The organism is Mesorhizobium sp. 1M-11, assembly GCF_001303895.1.
Taxonomy (GTDB): Bacteria; Pseudomonadota; Alphaproteobacteria; order Rhizobiales; family Rhizobiaceae; genus Mesorhizobium.
Map to the genome: position 1 here is coordinate 76,016 of NZ_LJSD01000009.1, position 14,860 is coordinate 90,875.

A 14,860-nucleotide genomic window follows, 5' to 3' on the forward strand; every position below is an offset into this window, starting at 1 on the left:
TGGACGGGCACCCGTCAAGGCTTTCGCCGGTTCAACTGCCCGACATGGCTGCGTCATATGTGACCCTCGAATGATTCTCTGTGTCCCCTGCAGCGCTCCACCCAGCGATCGACAACCGCAGGATCCCCACTTCCTGGCTTGGGGCGCCGCTTTCCGGCAGTGCTAGCAAAGAAAATCCGCAACCGTGTCGGGGAGACGGAAGTCGTTGTTGCAAGGACGGAACTGTGCGCCGACTTCGAAGCGGCGGCTCTTGCAACTTCGAAGTCTTTCGATCACCTTTCGCCCGCGGATCCTGAGGGGGACAGGGCAGTGCCGCCAGAATCGGACAGTGTTGCGACGTTCAGCGCGGATGATCTTCCCGAACGGCATCGGGACGAGTTCATCCGGGATTTCTACGGCCGCATCCAGATGCGGTTGCTGCTCAAGCCGCAGCGCGACCAGTCGCTGCAGTTCAATGCAAAGACGCTGATCATGCCCGGCATGATGTGCACCAAGGGTTCGGTCTCTCCGATGACGTGGGAGCGGACACCCGAGCTTATGGACGACAACAATGACGACATCATCCTGACGTGGAATCGTGGCGGTTATCGTCTCAGCATGCCGGGCCGGGGAGATTTCGAAACCAGGCCGGGGACAGCTGCACTGGTGCCCATGGACCGCAGGTTCTCGATCTGGACCGAGGATTCGAGATGGACGATGGCGCTCCAGTTCAAGCGTTCGCTGCTGGCGCCGCTGGTGAAACATCTCGACGATGTTGCCCCCGACAGCATCGGCAAGTCGCAGCCGGCCCATCGCCTGCTCTTCAACTATCTCTGGTCGCTCCAGCAGATGGACGCGCCGGCAGCACTGGCTCCGATGATCACCCGGCATGTGACCGATCTGCTGGCAGTCTCGCTAGGCGCCATTCGCAGCGCCATGCCGCCCGGCGTGCGCGCCGCCCGTTTGGCGGCGATCAAGCAATATGTCGCCCGCAACCTCCAGGATCCCGGTCTCAGCGCCGAGCAGGTATCGCGAAAATTCGCAATCAGCAGCCGGTATATCCGCCAGTTGTTTGCCGAGGACGGCACCAGCTTTTCCGACTACGTGACGGACCAGAGGCTCGCCCATGTCCATAGCTGCCTGACCGACCGGAGGCAGGCGTTGCGAAGGATTGCAGACATCGCATTCGAAAACGGGTTCACGGAACCGTCGACATTCTACCGACAGTTCCGGCTTCGCTATGCCATGACACCGAGCGACGTGCGGCTCATGGCCATGACGGCAGCGCTCGCCGACGGCTGAGCCAAGGTCGCTCCTTCTTTGAAGTCTCGCCGGTCTTCGAGATGACGATTGTCGAAATCCAAGAGAACTCGCCAGCCAACGCACTGCCTATCGCCGCCTGGCGCAAGCGAAAGGCACAGGTTGCGTCCGGAACTGCGTGACCTGTAGCCCTCGTCGAAGCACCGACGTCGAACGCATATCGCCTTGTTTAAGGGGCGGTCCCGCGGCATCTGACCGGGCGGATGATGTTGACTGTCAGGAACTTTGCCGCGCTGTCGGTTTCGGCAACCTGACGAAGCGTTGAGTTTCGGGCCGCACCTCTGCCATTCGGAGCAACTGCGCATAGTGTTTGGTGAATTCGGTATGCAGCCCTTCGCCACGCGCGGCGGCATGACTGTTGATTGCCAAAAGGAACGGTATCATTTGCGCAGCCTCCTCAGTTGAATGGAAGCAATCATCGCAAGAATTCATCCGACGACCCACCCGTTTCATGCAACATGCGTTCGGCAAAGGGGTCTACTTGGCGTTTCCCAATTCGAGCAAGAAACGGGTGGCTGCCTAACCCAGAATTGCTGAACTAGATCCTGCAATGTCTTAGCAGGAGCGCGCTATGGAAGCCTTATCCCCTACGATCGAACAAACCGCACTGCAGCGGCGCAGGTTTCTCGCCCTGCGGCGCAAGGAACGCGACGAGCATCGTCTCAATCTTCTGGATGCCTGCATCTCGGACTACGAAAGAGCGGCAAAAATCCGCGAATGGGCCGAATGGACGTCGCCAGCAACTCAAAGCGAACCCGAAATCGCTCGCCTGGTCGACTGGGCAAGAGAGAATGCCGCGCAACTCGAGGCAAAGTCTTCGGCTGCGATGAGCCAGATGGGACTCAAGGAACTTTTTCCGGAAGTGGATGACCTTCACGACCCACTCGGCGATCCCGCGCCGAAGCATCCGTGGGGCCTGTAGTACAAAAGCCCGCCCCGGCGAACCGGGGCGGAAGTTGCTTCAGTTGTTCTCTGGACTGGTCTCGGCCTCGTAGCAGAGCCAGACGATCCTCCAGATCAGGATCAGTGTCGGAACGGCCAGGATGCCGGCCAGGATGAGTTGCGGCCACAACGGTAGACCGAGCAACGCTGCGATCACCCAGTGGATGACGCCGACCGAGATGAGGAGCTTGGCTGTGAGAAGCAGCGTCGCGACCGCGACGCCGAACAGCGAGTACGGAGTGATGATACGGTTCATTCGAAATGCCCGTGTTTGCGCAGCTGCCGGAAAAGCAGCGCGCATGAAAATCGAAAATGTGGGATGCAGGCCCTGAAGGCCTAGGCCGCTGTCTCTGGCGGGTCGCGAACCTGCGGACGCTCGGGCTTCTGTCCGCCGACGTCATACGAGGCCAGTAGAGCGATGCGGGAAGACAGTGCAGGCGCTTCCAGCGCATCCGGGCCAGGCACGATCGCATCGAAGGCCGATGCATGGAACTTCGCGCGGATCGACCGCGCACTCTCCAGGGCGAGCGCCGGCGCCTTGTTCAGCAACCCGAATTTCAGGTCGGGCTTGGCCACCGATACTTGCGGCAGCCCCTCTGAGGCGACTGATACGCCAGCCTGTCCGTACTGCCAGAAGAACAGCACGAGGAGGACGCAGAGAAGTCTCTGCGCCAGCGCCTGTGTGCCGTGCCGCGTTGTCGTCATGCAGGCATCGCTACGGCATCAGCGGCTCGCAGGCAAGTCAGGCGGCGGACGAGGTTTCCCGGCCCGAACCTCTACCAGCGCCGCAGAGATCGTTTCACATCGATCAGGCCGGAGCGAAAATGACGAGAAGCGAGCACCGAAGCGGAGCGTACACGTGAGCATCGGAGCGCAGATGTTCATCATTTGCAGCCCGGCATCATCGATTTGAAACGATCTCTCAGCTGACCTCCCGCAGGATGAAGTCGTAGAGCATCTTGGCAGCGGGCGAGAGCACGCGCTGCTTCATGGTGATCAGCGAATAGGGCCGGACCTCGATGTCGAAATCCGTCGGCAGCACGTCGATCGCGCCGCCAAGGCCTTCGGGACCCTGGATGAATTTCGCCACCTGCACCGAGACAGGTGCGATCGCATCCGACTGCGCCACCATCACCAGCGTCAGAAGCAGCGAGCTGGTGTTGAAGATGCGCTCCGGCAAGGTGATGTTGCGGTTGAGGAAATTCGCTTCCATCGCCTGGCGCAACGGCGACGAGCCCGACTGGAACACCCAGTCGTAACCGGCGGTCTCCTCGAGCCGCACCGTTTTGTTTGCCATCAGCGGGTGGCCGCGCCGCACGATCAGGCAGGCTTTCTCGATGCCGATGACGCGGCTTTCGAACAGGCGCGGATTGAGGTCGTCCGGCACACGGGCGATGATGAAGTCATGGCGCATGGCGATCAGCTCGCGCGCCAGAACATTGCTGGTTTCGACCTGCATGGTGATCTCCATGCGCGGGTAGAGCCGGCGGATCTCACGGATGGCCGGCACGGCGAGTTCGATGGCAGGCGCCGTCACCGCGCCAAGAAACACCGACCCACCCTTGCCTGCCTTCAGTTCGGCGATCTCGCGGTCGGCCTCGCGCATCTCGATCAGGATGATGCGCGCGCGCCTGGCCAGCGTCCTGCCGTAAGGCGTCATGGCGATGCCGCGCGGCAGGCGTTCGCACAGCGTCACATCGAGAATGGCCTCCATCTCGGCGATCATGCGCGAAGCGGCCGGCTGCGAGATGTTCATCACCTGGGCCGCGGCGCTGACGCGGCCATGATCGTCGAGGGCGACGATCATGCGCATGTGGCGCAGGCTGAGCCCGCTGTGCAGGAGTGCCGCGCCCTCTCCACGGCCAATGCCATCCCGCTGACTATCCATACGCCCCTCCTCCTTCCCGACTGCCGAAGAGATATACCATTTTCGATATATCAAACAGCGAAGATCGAATTTGACAGTTATGTCAAAGGGAACCACCCTTCGCGCGCTCGTTGCCGCGCCCTTAGCCGGCGCCAAAGGACGGCTGATGGCGGCACGAGGCGATTGGGAGGTTAGCAGGGATTGACAGACCCGCCATCGGCGGGATTGCGCGGACGGGAAAGCGTCGCGCGGCATTCTTCAACTTAGGGAGAGAACAGTGAAGCTCATGAAGACGTTGGTCGCCACGGTGGCGATCGGTTTCGCGGCCATGACCTTCGGCGCGCACGCCGAAGACAAGGGCCTTGTCGGCATCGCCATGCCCACCAAGTCCTCGCTGCGCTGGATCAGCGACGGCAACGAGCTGGTGAAGGCGCTGGAAGCCAAGGGCTACAAGGCCGATCTGCAGTATGCGGAAGACGACATCCCCAACCAGCTCGCGCAGATCGAGAACATGGTGACCAAGGGGCCGAAGGCCCTGATCGTTGCTTCGATCGACGGCACCACACTGAGCGACGTGCTGAAGAAAGCCGCTGAACAGAACGTGAAGGTCATCGCCTATGACCGCCTCATCAAGCAGAGCGGCAACGTCGACTACTACACCACCTTCGACAATTTCCAGGTCGGCGTCCTGCAGGCCAACTCGATCCTCAAGGGCCTCGGCTATCCGGAGAAGAAGGGTCCGTTCAACATCGAGCTGTTCGGCGGCTCGCCGGACGACAATAACGCCTTCTTCTTCTACGACGGCGCCATGTCGGTGCTGCAGCCGCTCATCGACAAGGGCGACCTCGTCGTGAAGTCGGGCCAGATGGGCATGGAGAAGGTCGGCACGCTGCGCTGGGATGCGGCGGTAGCCCAGGCCCGCATGGACAACATCCTGTCGGCCAACTACTCGGACGGCAGCCGCGTCGATGCTGTGCTGGCGCCTTATGACGGTCTGTCGCGCGGCATCATCTCCTCGCTGCGCGGCGTCGGCTACGGCACGGCCGACCAGCCATGGCCGATCATTTCCGGCCAGGACGCCGAAGTGCCTTCGGTGAAGGCGATGATCGCCGGCGAACAGTATTCCACCGTGTACAAGGACACCCGCGAACTCGCCAAGGTGACCGCAGAGGTGGTCGACCAGGTAATGCAGGGCAAGGAGCCCTCGCAGATCAATGACACCAAGACCTACAACAACGGCGTCAAGGTGGTTCCGTCCGTGCTCCTGAAGCCGGTCGAAGTCGACAAGTCGAACTACGAAGAGTTGCTGGTCAAGTCCGGCTACATCAAGGCAGAAGACCTGAAATAATCAGGCTCGGCTTGGCTCCGCGCGCTGGTCACACCGGGGCGCGGAGCCCCTTTTCAGCAGCCCCTTTCAGGCTCTCGGGCCGTTCTGTATCATGGGAAACCGGCTCTCCTCGGGCTGGCTCCACAGGCATCGGGTTCGGCGATGGCAAAAACCATTCTGGAGATGCGCGGCATCACCAAGACGTTTCCCGGGGTGAAAGCCCTGCAGGACGTCAATCTCAACGTCCAGGAAGGCGAGATCCACGCCATCGTCGGCGAGAACGGCGCCGGCAAGTCGACGCTGATGAAGGTGCTTTCCGGCGTCTATCCCCATGGCAGCTATGAAGGCGAAATCCATTTCGACGGCCAGGAATGCCGCTTCAACGGCATCCATGACAGCGAGCGTGTCGGCATCGTCATCATCCACCAGGAACTCGCCCTGGTGCCGCTCCTGTCGATCACCGAGAACATCTTCCTCGGCAACGAACAGGCCAGCTTCGGCGTCATCGACTGGCACTCGGCGCGCAGCCGCGCCAAGAAGCTGCTGGCGCGCGTCGGCCTCAACGAAAACCCGGATACGCTGATCACCAATATCGGCGTCGGCAAGCAGCAGTTGGTGGAGATCGCCAAGGCGCTGTCGAAAGAAGTCAGGCTGCTGATCCTGGACGAGCCGACCGCCAGCCTTTCCGAGAAGGACAGCCAGGCGCTGCTCGACCTGCTCCTGGAATTCAAGCGCCAGGGCATGACGGCGATCCTGATCTCGCACAAGCTCAACGAAGTGAAGAAGGTGGCCGACCGCGTCACCGTCATCCGCGACGGCCGCACCATCGAGACGATGGACCGCGACGACGTCAGCGAGGACCGCATCATCACCTCCATGGTCGGCCGCACCATGGAAGACCGCTACCCGACCCGTACGCCGAAGATCGGCGAAACCATCTTCGAGGTGAAGGACTGGGTCGTGCACCATCCGCTGCACCCCGACCGCCAGATCATCAAGGGCATCAACCTGTCGGTGCGCAAAGGCGAGGTCGTCGGCATCGCCGGCCTGATGGGCGCCGGCCGCACGGAATTCGCCATGAGCGTGTTCGGCCGCAGCTACGGCACCAAGGTGAGCGGCGAGGTGCTGCTGCACGGCAAGACCGCCGACACGACGACAGTGGAGAAGGCGGTGGCCGCCGGCCTCGCCTATGCCACAGAGGACCGCAAGACCTACGGCCTCAACCTGATCGACCACATCAAGCACAATGTGACGATCGCCAATCTGCCGGGCGTCTCCTCGAAAGCCGGCGTCATCGACGACATGAACGAGCTGAAAGTCGCCAAGGAATTCCGCAAGCGCACCAACATCCGCTCCTCCAGCGTCTATCAGGTCACCGGCAACCTTTCGGGCGGCAACCAGCAGAAGGTGGTGCTGTCGAAATGGCTGTTCTCCAATCCCGACGTGCTGATCCTCGACGAGCCGACGCGCGGCATCGACGTCGGCGCCAAATACGAAATCTATACCATCATCAACAAGCTGGCCGATGAGGGCAAAGGCATACTGGTCATCTCGTCCGAGATGCCGGAGCTGCTCGGCATCTGCGACCGCATCTATGTGCTCAACGAGGGCCGCATCGTCGGCGAACTCGCCGGACACGAGGCCAGCCAGGAAAAGATCATGCGGGCGATCGTCCGCGGGGAGGAGAAAGCGGCATCATGACAACGGAAACCGCAACGCCCGCCGAAGCGGCTCCGGCCAGGCAGTCCATGCGCGATGCGCTGAAGGAGAACCTGCGCGAATACGGGCTGGTGCTGGCCCTGATCATCATCATGGTGTTCTTCCAGGTGATGACCAACGGCATCCTGTTCCTGCCGGTCAACCTCACCAATGTGGTGCTGCAGAACTCCTACATCATCGTGATGGCGCTCGGCATGCTGCTGGTCATCGTCGCCGGCCATATCGATCTTTCGGTCGGGTCCGTCGCCGGCTTCGTCGGCGCAGTCGCTGCGGTGCTGATGGTGGACTACGGGTGGAACCCGCTGCTTGCCGCGGTCGCCTGCATCGCGGTCGGCGCCGTCATCGGCGGGGCGCAAGGCTACTTCGTCGCCTATATGAAGATCCCGTCCTTCATCGTGACGCTGGCCGGCATGCTGGTGTTCAAGGGTCTGCTGCTCGCCCTGCTCGGCGGCCGCTCCGTCGGCCCCTTCCCGACCGAATTCCAGATGCTGTCGGCCGGCTTCATCCCCGACCTCATCGGCCGATGGACGATCGTTGCGCCTGCGCTCAATGCCTCGGGCAACCCCATCCCCAACACCGGCATCGCGCTGCATTCGACCACCATGGTGATCGGCGTGCTGATCGTGGCATTGATGTTCTATCTCGCCATGCGCACGCGGCGCGCGCAGGAACGCCACGGCCATGACACCGAGCCCTTCGGCCTGTTCCTGGTCAAGAACGCCATCATGGCCGTCATCATCATGTTCCTGATGTACAAGTTCGCGTCCTACCGGGGCCTGCCCAACGTGCTGATCGTGATGGGTATCCTGACGGCGCTGTTCGTGTTCATCACCAAGCGCATGACCTTCGGCCGGCGCATCTTCGCCATGGGCGGCAACATCAAGGCGGCAGCCCTTTCCGGCATCAAGACCGAGCGGCTCACCTTCTACGTCTTCGTCATCATGGGCATGCTGGCGGCACTGGCCGGCCTGATCTATGCCGCGCGCCTCAACCAGGCGACGCCGAAGGCGGGCGCCGGCATGGAGCTCGACGTGATCGCGGCGGTGTTCGTGGGCGGCGCTTCGGCTATGGGCGGTGTCGGCGAAGTGGCCGGTGCGGTCATCGGCGCCTTCATCATGGGCGTCATGAACAACGGCATGGGCATCATGGGCATCAACATCGACTGGCAGCAGGTCATCAAGGGCCTGGTGCTGCTCGGCGCTGTCGCCTTCGACCTCTACAACAAGAAGAAGGCCTAGGCAGGGCAAACAAAGAAAACAGAGCGGATCTTCCGCTCCTACCGAAAGACGGGACAGCTCGCGGGCCGGTAACCGGCCGCATAGTCGGGGCAGCGAAGCCCCGCGGGCAACATCCGAACGGACGACTTGAACGCGGGCCGCCAACCGGCCCGTGAAGGAAGGATTTCGTCGGGTTTTCAGGACCCGGCGCGACAGAAAGAGGGCCATCATGCTGATCTCCCAGTTCCTCGACGAGAGCGACGCCATCCGTGTCGTGGCGCGCAACGGCGGCAAGGCCCGCATCGTCACAGGCGCCCGCAGCGTCTATTCGCTGGCGACGGAAGCGGCGCGCACGGGCACCGGGCTGGAAGCACTGATCGAGAAGAAAGGCCTCGCCGACACGGTCGACCTCGAAGGGCTCTACCGCAAGGGCCGGCTGCTGTCGCCGATCAACCATCCCGACCCGGCGCATCTGCATCTTACCGGCACCGGCCTCACGCATCTCGGCTCTGCCGCCGCACGCGACGCCATGCACAAGAAGCTCAACGCGGAGGGCGAAGAGCAACTCACCGATTCCATGAAGATGTTCCGCATGGGCCTGGAAGCGGGCAAGCCGGCCGCGGGCCAGACCGGCGTGCAACCGGAGTGGTTCTACAAGGGCAACGGCACGATGGCGGTGGCGCCGGGGGCGGCCCTGCTCTCGCCAGCCTTCGCCGAAGACGCCGGCGAAGAGCCGGAGATCGCTGGCATCTATGTGATCGGCGACGATCGCCAGCCGTTCCGCGTCGGCTTTGCGCTGTCGAACGAGTTCTCCGACCACGTCACCGAACGGGTGAACTATCTCTATCTCGCCCATTCGAAACTGAGGAATGCGTCCTTCGGCCCGGAAATCCTGATCGGCAACCTGCCGGCCGATATCCGCGGCACGTCGCGCATCCTGCGCGACGGCAAGGAGCTATGGCAGAAGCCGTTCCTGTCGGGCGAAACCAACATGTCGCACACGATCGCCAATCTCGAACACCACCATTTCAAATATGCGCTGTTTCGCCGGCCGGGCGATGTGCATGTGCACATGTTCGGCACCGCAACGCTCTCCTTTGCGGACGGCATACGCGCCGAGGCCGATGACGTGTTCGAGATCGAGGCGCCGGAATTCGGCCTGCCGCTGCGCAATCCGCTCGAGATCGAGCAGCCGCAGGCGGTGGTGGTGAAGGCGCTTTAGGTCCCCAAATGAGTTCTGCTGGTCAGGCCTGAGCCAGCAATATCTCGGTCAGGGCCTCCGGCTGCAGGCGGGCTACATTGTGCCCGCAATCGAGCGAAAAGGTCGACCACTCCGGATCGCCGCTCAAGCGCCGATAAAGGTCGAGGAACGGGCTTCCTTGCCAGCCATGTGCGCCGACGAAAGTCTTGCACGGCACCTCACGCCAACGTCGGCTGAGAGAGATCGACTGGAGAAACGTCCCCATCGGGTGCGGCCGGCAGCGCGGATCAAGATTGGGCGGCGGCATGCAGTTCAGTCCGTCAGTCTTCGCACCCGCTATGAACATGTCCCGGAAATGCTGCGTCGTCAGCGACCAGACCGAGTCGCCTGAATCCGGCACGTAGGCGTCGACATAGACCAACGCCCTGATCCGTGATGGCTCGGCATCGGCCGCGCCGCTGACCACCATGCCGCCGTAGGACTGCCCGACAAGGACCACGTCGTCGCGCTGCGCTTTCACGATGTCGGCCACCTCACCGATGTGGGTTTCAAGATTGGCCGTCGGGGCGGGAACGTCGCCAAGCCCCGAAAGCGTGACCGGTAAAGCCTTGTGCCCGTGCGCGGCCAGCAATTCGGCCACCTTCTGGTAGACCCAGCCGCCCTGCCAGCCTCCGGCGATCAGGATAAAGGTGGCCATGTCGTTCATCCCTGTTTCGACGCTGGAGTAATTCCAGTGCGTAGCGATTTTGCGTTCGGAATTTACGCAAAAACAAAGAGTTAGAGCGTTTCCGCGTTTCCGTAAAAAACGGAAACGCTCTCGCGGACCTTCGGCATCTCCAGGGTGGAAATCAAGACTGCCGAATTGAATGCCTCGACAACATCGCCGGCAGCGTGACTTCGGTCACAAGCGACCAGCAGGCGATGGCTAGGCCGCCAGATGCTCGAACAGCCTTGCCACCGCCTCGGCGCCGGGGTCGACGTGACCTTCGAGCTGCCGGGCGTTGACGTAGGCGGCGCGGCCCGCCTTGGCGCGGGTGAGCGTCGCGGTGAAGTTCGCGCCCTGGCGGGCGGCAACTGCGGCGGCGGTCATGCCCTCGCCAAGCGCTTCGAGCGCGGGCGCGAGCGCATCCACCATGGTGCGGTCGCCGATATGGGCGCCGCCGATCTCCTGCATGCGGGCGAGCCCGGCCCGCAGCGCCTCGCGTATCGGCAGGCCGCTCGATGCGCCATCACCGGCAGCGGCGAAGAAAATGGCAAGCAGCACGCCGGACGAGCCACCCATCGTCTGGCTGAGTTCCAGGCCGATGGCACGCAGCAGTTGCGTGTGATCGGACAGCGGCAGGCGGTCGATGGCGTTGATCAACGCACGCGCCGCGCCGGCCAAGGTCGAACCGGTGTCGCCGTCGCCGGATTTGGCGTCGAGGGCATTCAGGTCCTGCTCGGCGGCTATCAGTACGTTGCAGCAGTCGAGCAGGAAAGCGCGTGTCGCCGCATGGTTGGACGGCATCGGCATGATCGGCGTCAACCCGTCCGGCAAGGCGGCAACGGCAATGGGCCGGACCTCGGAGACGCCCGGCCAGGCAACCATCGGCACGGGTGCCTTCAACAGTTCCAGCTCGGCCGCATTGGCGGCAAAGACCGAGATCGAAAAGCCCTGCATGTCGAGCGAGGTCATCAGCGGAGCCGGACCGACCGCGTGGCTGATCCTTGCGCCCACGGAGGAGCCGAGGAGATCATGCGCGAGCACCGACATTTCTAAGACCGAGGTGCCGCCAAGATTGTTTATCAGCGCCACATGCTGCCCCTCGCCCATGACGGCCGCCAGCCGGTCGACCATGCTCGCGACCGAGGCACGGGCGCCGGAGAAGTCGATCTGCTCCACGCCGGCCTCGCCATGGATGCCGAGGCCGAGTTCAGCCTTGCCTTCGGGAATGCGGTCTTCCTTCGGCGATCCGGGCACGCGGCAGGTGTCGAGCGACATGCCGATGGAACGCGTGCCGGCGATGACGTGCTTGGCGGCGGCCGTCACTGCGTCAAGGTCGGCGCCGCGTTCGGCGAGCGCGCCGGCGATCTTGTGCACGAACAGCGTGCCGGCGACGCCCCGCGCCTGCGGCTGGTCTGGCAGCGCGATGTCGTCGCCGACGATCACCATGGAGACGTTGAGGCCAAAAGCCCGCGCGCGCTCGGCGGCGAGGCCGAAATTCAGCCGGTCGCCGGTGTAGTTCTTAACGATGAGCAGGCAACCGGCCGGGCCGGTGACGGCCAGGATGCCGGCCAGCACCGCATCGACGCTGGGCGAGGCGAAGACATCGCCGCAGACGGCGGCCGTCAGCATGCCCCTGCCGACGAAGCCGACATGGGCCGGCTCGTGGCCGGAGCCGCCGCCCGAGACGATCGCCACCTTGGACTTGTCCCAGTCGCTGCGCAGCACGACGCGGATGTGCGGATAGCCGTCGAGACGGGTCAGCGCGCCGCCGGAGAGAGCGAGCACGCCGTCGATCGCTTCGGTGACGACGTCTTCGCGCCTGTTGATGAACTGGGCCATGAAAATGCTCTCCTTAAGCCTGGCGGGCAGGCTAGACACTTGACGGATGGGTCAGCATAAGCTGCCAAGGTCATGAATTTTGTTCAAGTGGACGTAAAAACTCATCATTTGCGGGCGTGTTTCTAACTTTCGATAGTCCCCCCGAAACAACTTCAGGGGATACTCATGAAAAGTCTGCGCCTTCTATCCGGAACGATCGGCATCGTCCTGCTCCTGTCCGGCACTGCCCTCGCGGATGTGGCCTTGAGCGGCCACGACGCCACGCCCGAAATGATCGTTCGCGTGGCCAACGGAGAAAACGTCTCGGTCAGCGACGAAAGCCTCGACAAGGTCAAGCGTGCCTATGCCGTGCTCCTGCAGGGCGCAAAGGAAGGGCAGGAAATCTACGGCCTGACTGTCGGCGTCGGCTGGAACAAGGACCGCAAGATGGTCGACGCCAAGGGCGAGCTGACGCCTGAACTGATGGAGGCTTCGCGGGAGTTCAACGAGGGGCTGCTGCGCGCCCATTCCGTCGGCGTCGGTCCGGACACCGCGGTTCCGGTCGTGCGCGCCGCCATGGCGGTCCGCCTGAACAACATCCTGACGGGCGGTCCGGGCGTTCAGCCCCATGTCGCCGAAATGCTCGTCGCATTCCTGAACAAAGGCATCACGCCGGTGATGCCGTCGCGCGGTTCCGTCGGCCAGGCAGACATGACGCTGCTCAGCCATATCGGCCTGGCCATGCTGGGTGAAGGCGAGGTCTATTACAAGGACCGCCGCGTGCCCGCCAAGGAAGCGCTGAGCGAAGCCGGCGTCGAACCGCTGAAGCCGTTCGGCAAGGACGGGCTGGCGATCCTGAGTTCCAACGCCTACGCCGCGGCACTGGCCTCCATCGCCATCCACGATGCCGAACAGCTGCTGGAAACCTCGCAGCTGGTCTACGGTCTCAGCCTGGAGGGGTTGAACGGAAACGTTTCCCCGCTTCTGGAAGACGTCGCGGCCCTGAGGCCGTTTCCAAGCTATGTGAATTCGACTGCCGGACTTCGCGATGTGCTCGCCGGCAGCTATCTGTGGCAGGCGGATGAAAAGCGCATCCTGCAGGACCCGCTGAGCTTCCGCACTGCGCCATACCTGCTCGGCAGCTTTGCCGACAGCCTGGCCAGGACCAAGGCGCTTGTTGAGATCCAGATCAACTCGTCGGATGACAATCCAGGCATTGCCATAGGTGTCGAGCCGAAGTCCGACCTGCCCCAGGCCCGCAGGGGTTACGTCCAGGGCGGCGCGGTGTTGCCCACGGCAAATTTCGAGCCGCTGCCGTGGGTCATCTCGTTCGAGGAGCTGGGCATCGTGCTGGCGCATCATGCCACGGCATCGTCCGAGCGCGTCCTGAAGCTGAACAATCCAACCCACACGAAACTGCCGCGTTATCTCGGCACGGAAAACACCCATCATGCCTTCCTGGTCGTGGAAGCGCCGCTGATGGCGATTGCCGCGGAAGCCCGCTCGCTGGCGCAGCCGACCTCGTTCGACTCACGTCCCATCGCGGGCGGCGTGGAAGACGTCGGCACCAACGCCCCTTACGTCGTCGAGCGGGTGCGCCAGCAGATCGATGACAGCTTCACCGTGCTGTCGATGGAACTGATGCACGCTGCCCAGGCCGCCGACCTGCGCCTGAAGGAACATCCGGAACGGCGGCTCGCCACCGCGACGGCAAAGCTTCACGATGCCTTCCGCGAAAAGGTGCCTTTCCTCGATCAGGATCGTTCGATGACCCCCGATATCTCCGCCGGAGCCACCTTCCTCAAGACCTATGACGGCAAGGCCGACTGAGCGGCAAGCCACCAGTCCGAAGCAAACCACCGGAAGCCCGCTCGCGGGCTTCCGTCACAGGGACTTAATCCAGTTCTGGAATTTCTGTATCGCCTTCTCGTCGCCCCGGCGCTGGAGGTAGGCGAGATACCATCCGCCCGGTTGCATGATATCGGACTGGACCGGCACAACCAGGCTGCCGCTGACGAGATCCGCCTCCACGAGGAACTCCGGAACCACCACGATCCCCTGCCCGCTGACGGCGGCTTCGATGGCGAGCAGATTGCTGTCGAACAGGGGCGACGATTTCTGCGAGAGACCGGAGATCCCAACGCTTTCCGCCCAGATCGAGACATCCTCGGTTCTGCCGGAAACCGCCAGGAACGGGAAATGGCGCAGGTCATCGACCGACTTGATCGCCTTGGCGATGTCCCTGGAACACACCGCCACCAGCTTCTCACGCCGCAGCAGCACATAAGTCAGGTTCGGACGGTTCGGCGTGCGCGTGTAGATGAGGCCGACATCGGCCCGGTCTGGATTGAATTCCCAGTCGAGCAGGCTCGCGTCCAGACTGACTGCGATCTCGGGCGACGTCTCCCGCAGCGTCTGCAGCCGCGGGATCAGCCACCGCACCGCCACCGTGACATAGACCTGAAGCGTCAGCGATGCCGGCGCGCTGGATTGCCGGATCAGGTCCGTGGTCAGCGAAATGCGGTCGAGCGCGTCCTGCACGACCGGGAAATACAGCATCCCCTCCTCGCTTAGTTCGACCCGGCCCGGCAGCCGCCGAAACAGCGGCCTGCCCAGGTTCCGCTCGAGCGAGGCGACCTGATGGCTGATCGCCGACTGCGTGACCCGCAGTTCCTCTGCCGCCCCCTTGAAGCTCAGCAATCGTGCCGCGGCTTCGAAGGCCCGCAGGGTCGTCAGGGGTGGTAATGTACGCCGGACCATCTCT

The 14,860-nt window shown here is 63.0% G+C and carries 13 protein-coding genes; 7 read left to right on the top strand and 6 right to left on the bottom strand.

The window, feature by feature from the left end; translation table 11 throughout:
- Nucleotides 1-309: 309 nt before the first annotated feature.
- Together AO692_RS03400 and AO692_RS03405 are read left to right on the top strand one after the other, a co-directional pair.
- Entirely contained in the window at nt 310-1,281 is a 972-nt protein-coding gene (locus AO692_RS03400; protein ID WP_152979703.1) for an AraC family transcriptional regulator, read from the top strand.
- A gap of 589 nt (nt 1,282-1,870) precedes the next feature.
- Nucleotides 1,871-2,221, top strand: coding sequence for a hypothetical protein (locus tag AO692_RS03405; RefSeq protein ID WP_054308636.1), 351 nt, complete (start codon nt 1,871-1,873; stop codon nt 2,219-2,221).
- A gap of 39 nt (nt 2,222-2,260) precedes the next feature.
- Here the strand turns inward: AO692_RS03405 and AO692_RS03410 are convergent, their stop codons facing one another.
- The 3 genes from AO692_RS03410 to AO692_RS03420 form a co-directional block, all read right to left on the bottom strand.
- Nucleotides 2,261-2,497 (bottom strand): hypothetical protein, encoded by a 237-nt coding sequence (locus AO692_RS03410; protein ID WP_054308637.1) that lies wholly within the window; start codon nt 2,495-2,497, stop codon nt 2,261-2,263.
- A gap of 80 nt (nt 2,498-2,577) precedes the next feature.
- Nucleotides 2,578-2,946 (bottom strand): hypothetical protein, encoded by a 369-nt coding sequence (locus tag AO692_RS03415; RefSeq protein WP_054308638.1) that lies wholly within the window; start codon nt 2,944-2,946, stop codon nt 2,578-2,580.
- Between the two features lie 217 nt (nt 2,947-3,163).
- Nucleotides 3,164-4,129 (bottom strand): LysR family transcriptional regulator, encoded by a 966-nt coding sequence (locus AO692_RS03420; RefSeq protein ID WP_054308639.1) that lies wholly within the window; start codon nt 4,127-4,129, stop codon nt 3,164-3,166.
- Between the two features lie 256 nt (nt 4,130-4,385).
- Between AO692_RS03420 and chvE the strand changes: the two genes are divergently transcribed.
- The 4 genes from chvE to araD1 all read left to right on the top strand — a co-directional run bounded on the left by chvE (nt 4,386) and on the right by araD1 (nt 9,593).
- The gene (chvE, locus tag AO692_RS03425) at nt 4,386-5,456 is read left to right on the top strand and encodes a multiple monosaccharide ABC transporter substrate-binding protein (protein WP_054308640.1); all 1,071 of its coding nucleotides are present in this window, start codon (nt 4,386-4,388) and stop codon (nt 5,454-5,456) included.
- A gap of 141 nt (nt 5,457-5,597) precedes the next feature.
- On the top strand, nt 5,598-7,136 hold the full coding sequence (gene mmsA, locus AO692_RS03430) for a multiple monosaccharide ABC transporter ATP-binding protein (RefSeq protein ID WP_054308641.1): 1,539 nt from the start codon (nt 5,598-5,600) through the stop codon (nt 7,134-7,136).
- 47 nt (nt 7,137-7,183) lie between these two features.
- Nucleotides 7,184-8,392 carry a multiple monosaccharide ABC transporter permease gene (gene mmsB, locus AO692_RS03435; RefSeq protein ID WP_244483245.1) on the top strand — a complete coding sequence of 403 codons (1,209 nt, stop codon included), beginning with the start codon at nt 7,184-7,186 and terminating at the stop codon, nt 8,390-8,392.
- Between the two features lie 208 nt (nt 8,393-8,600).
- Complete coding sequence (gene araD1, locus AO692_RS03440) at nt 8,601-9,593, top strand: AraD1 family protein (RefSeq protein WP_054308643.1); 993 nt, start codon at nt 8,601-8,603, stop codon at nt 9,591-9,593.
- 22 nt (nt 9,594-9,615) lie between these two features.
- On the opposite strand, the gene AO692_RS03445 is transcribed toward araD1, so the two are convergent.
- Together AO692_RS03445 and AO692_RS03450 are read right to left on the bottom strand one after the other, a co-directional pair.
- The gene (locus AO692_RS03445; protein WP_152979704.1) at nt 9,616-10,269 is read right to left on the bottom strand and encodes an alpha/beta fold hydrolase; all 654 of its coding nucleotides are present in this window, start codon (nt 10,267-10,269) and stop codon (nt 9,616-9,618) included.
- Between the two features lie 228 nt (nt 10,270-10,497).
- Nucleotides 10,498-12,117: a dihydroxyacetone kinase subunit DhaK gene (locus tag AO692_RS03450; protein ID WP_054308645.1), complete on the bottom strand. Its 1,620-nt coding sequence runs from the start codon at nt 12,115-12,117 to the stop codon at nt 10,498-10,500.
- A gap of 165 nt (nt 12,118-12,282) precedes the next feature.
- Here AO692_RS03450 and hutH point away from each other — a divergent pair, with 165 nt between their 5' ends.
- Complete coding sequence (gene hutH, locus AO692_RS03455) at nt 12,283-13,926, top strand: histidine ammonia-lyase (RefSeq protein ID WP_054308646.1); 1,644 nt, start codon at nt 12,283-12,285, stop codon at nt 13,924-13,926.
- A gap of 54 nt (nt 13,927-13,980) precedes the next feature.
- On the opposite strand, the gene AO692_RS03460 is transcribed toward hutH, so the two are convergent.
- Entirely contained in the window at nt 13,981-14,856 is an 876-nt protein-coding gene (locus AO692_RS03460; protein ID WP_054308647.1) for a LysR substrate-binding domain-containing protein, read from the bottom strand.
- Nucleotides 14,857-14,860 lie beyond the last annotated feature (4 nt).

What these genes read in the sequence shown, in the direction of transcription:
- AO692_RS03445 (WP_152979704.1), bottom strand. Translation starts at nt 10,269, where the DNA reads ATGGCCACCTTTATCCTGATCGCCGGAGGCTGGCAGGGCGGCTGGGTC.
- araD1 (WP_054308643.1), top strand. Translation starts at nt 8,601, where the DNA reads ATGCTGATCTCCCAGTTCCTCGACGAGAGCGACGCCATCCGTGTCGTG.
- AO692_RS03410 (WP_054308637.1), bottom strand. Translation starts at nt 2,497, where the DNA reads ATGAACCGTATCATCACTCCGTACTCGCTGTTCGGCGTCGCGGTCGCG.
- hutH (WP_054308646.1), top strand. Translation starts at nt 12,283, where the DNA reads ATGAAAAGTCTGCGCCTTCTATCCGGAACGATCGGCATCGTCCTGCTC.
- mmsB (WP_244483245.1), top strand. Translation starts at nt 7,184, where the DNA reads ATGCGCGATGCGCTGAAGGAGAACCTGCGCGAATACGGGCTGGTGCTG.
- AO692_RS03420 (WP_054308639.1), bottom strand. Translation starts at nt 4,129, where the DNA reads ATGGATAGTCAGCGGGATGGCATTGGCCGTGGAGAGGGCGCGGCACTC.
- AO692_RS03415 (WP_054308638.1), bottom strand. Translation starts at nt 2,946, where the DNA reads ATGACGACAACGCGGCACGGCACACAGGCGCTGGCGCAGAGACTTCTC.
- AO692_RS03405 (WP_054308636.1), top strand. Translation starts at nt 1,871, where the DNA reads ATGGAAGCCTTATCCCCTACGATCGAACAAACCGCACTGCAGCGGCGC.
- AO692_RS03450 (WP_054308645.1), bottom strand. Translation starts at nt 12,117, where the DNA reads ATGGCCCAGTTCATCAACAGGCGCGAAGACGTCGTCACCGAAGCGATC.
- mmsA (WP_054308641.1), top strand. Translation starts at nt 5,598, where the DNA reads ATGGCAAAAACCATTCTGGAGATGCGCGGCATCACCAAGACGTTTCCC.
- AO692_RS03460 (WP_054308647.1), bottom strand. Translation starts at nt 14,856, where the DNA reads ATGGTCCGGCGTACATTACCACCCCTGACGACCCTGCGGGCCTTCGAA.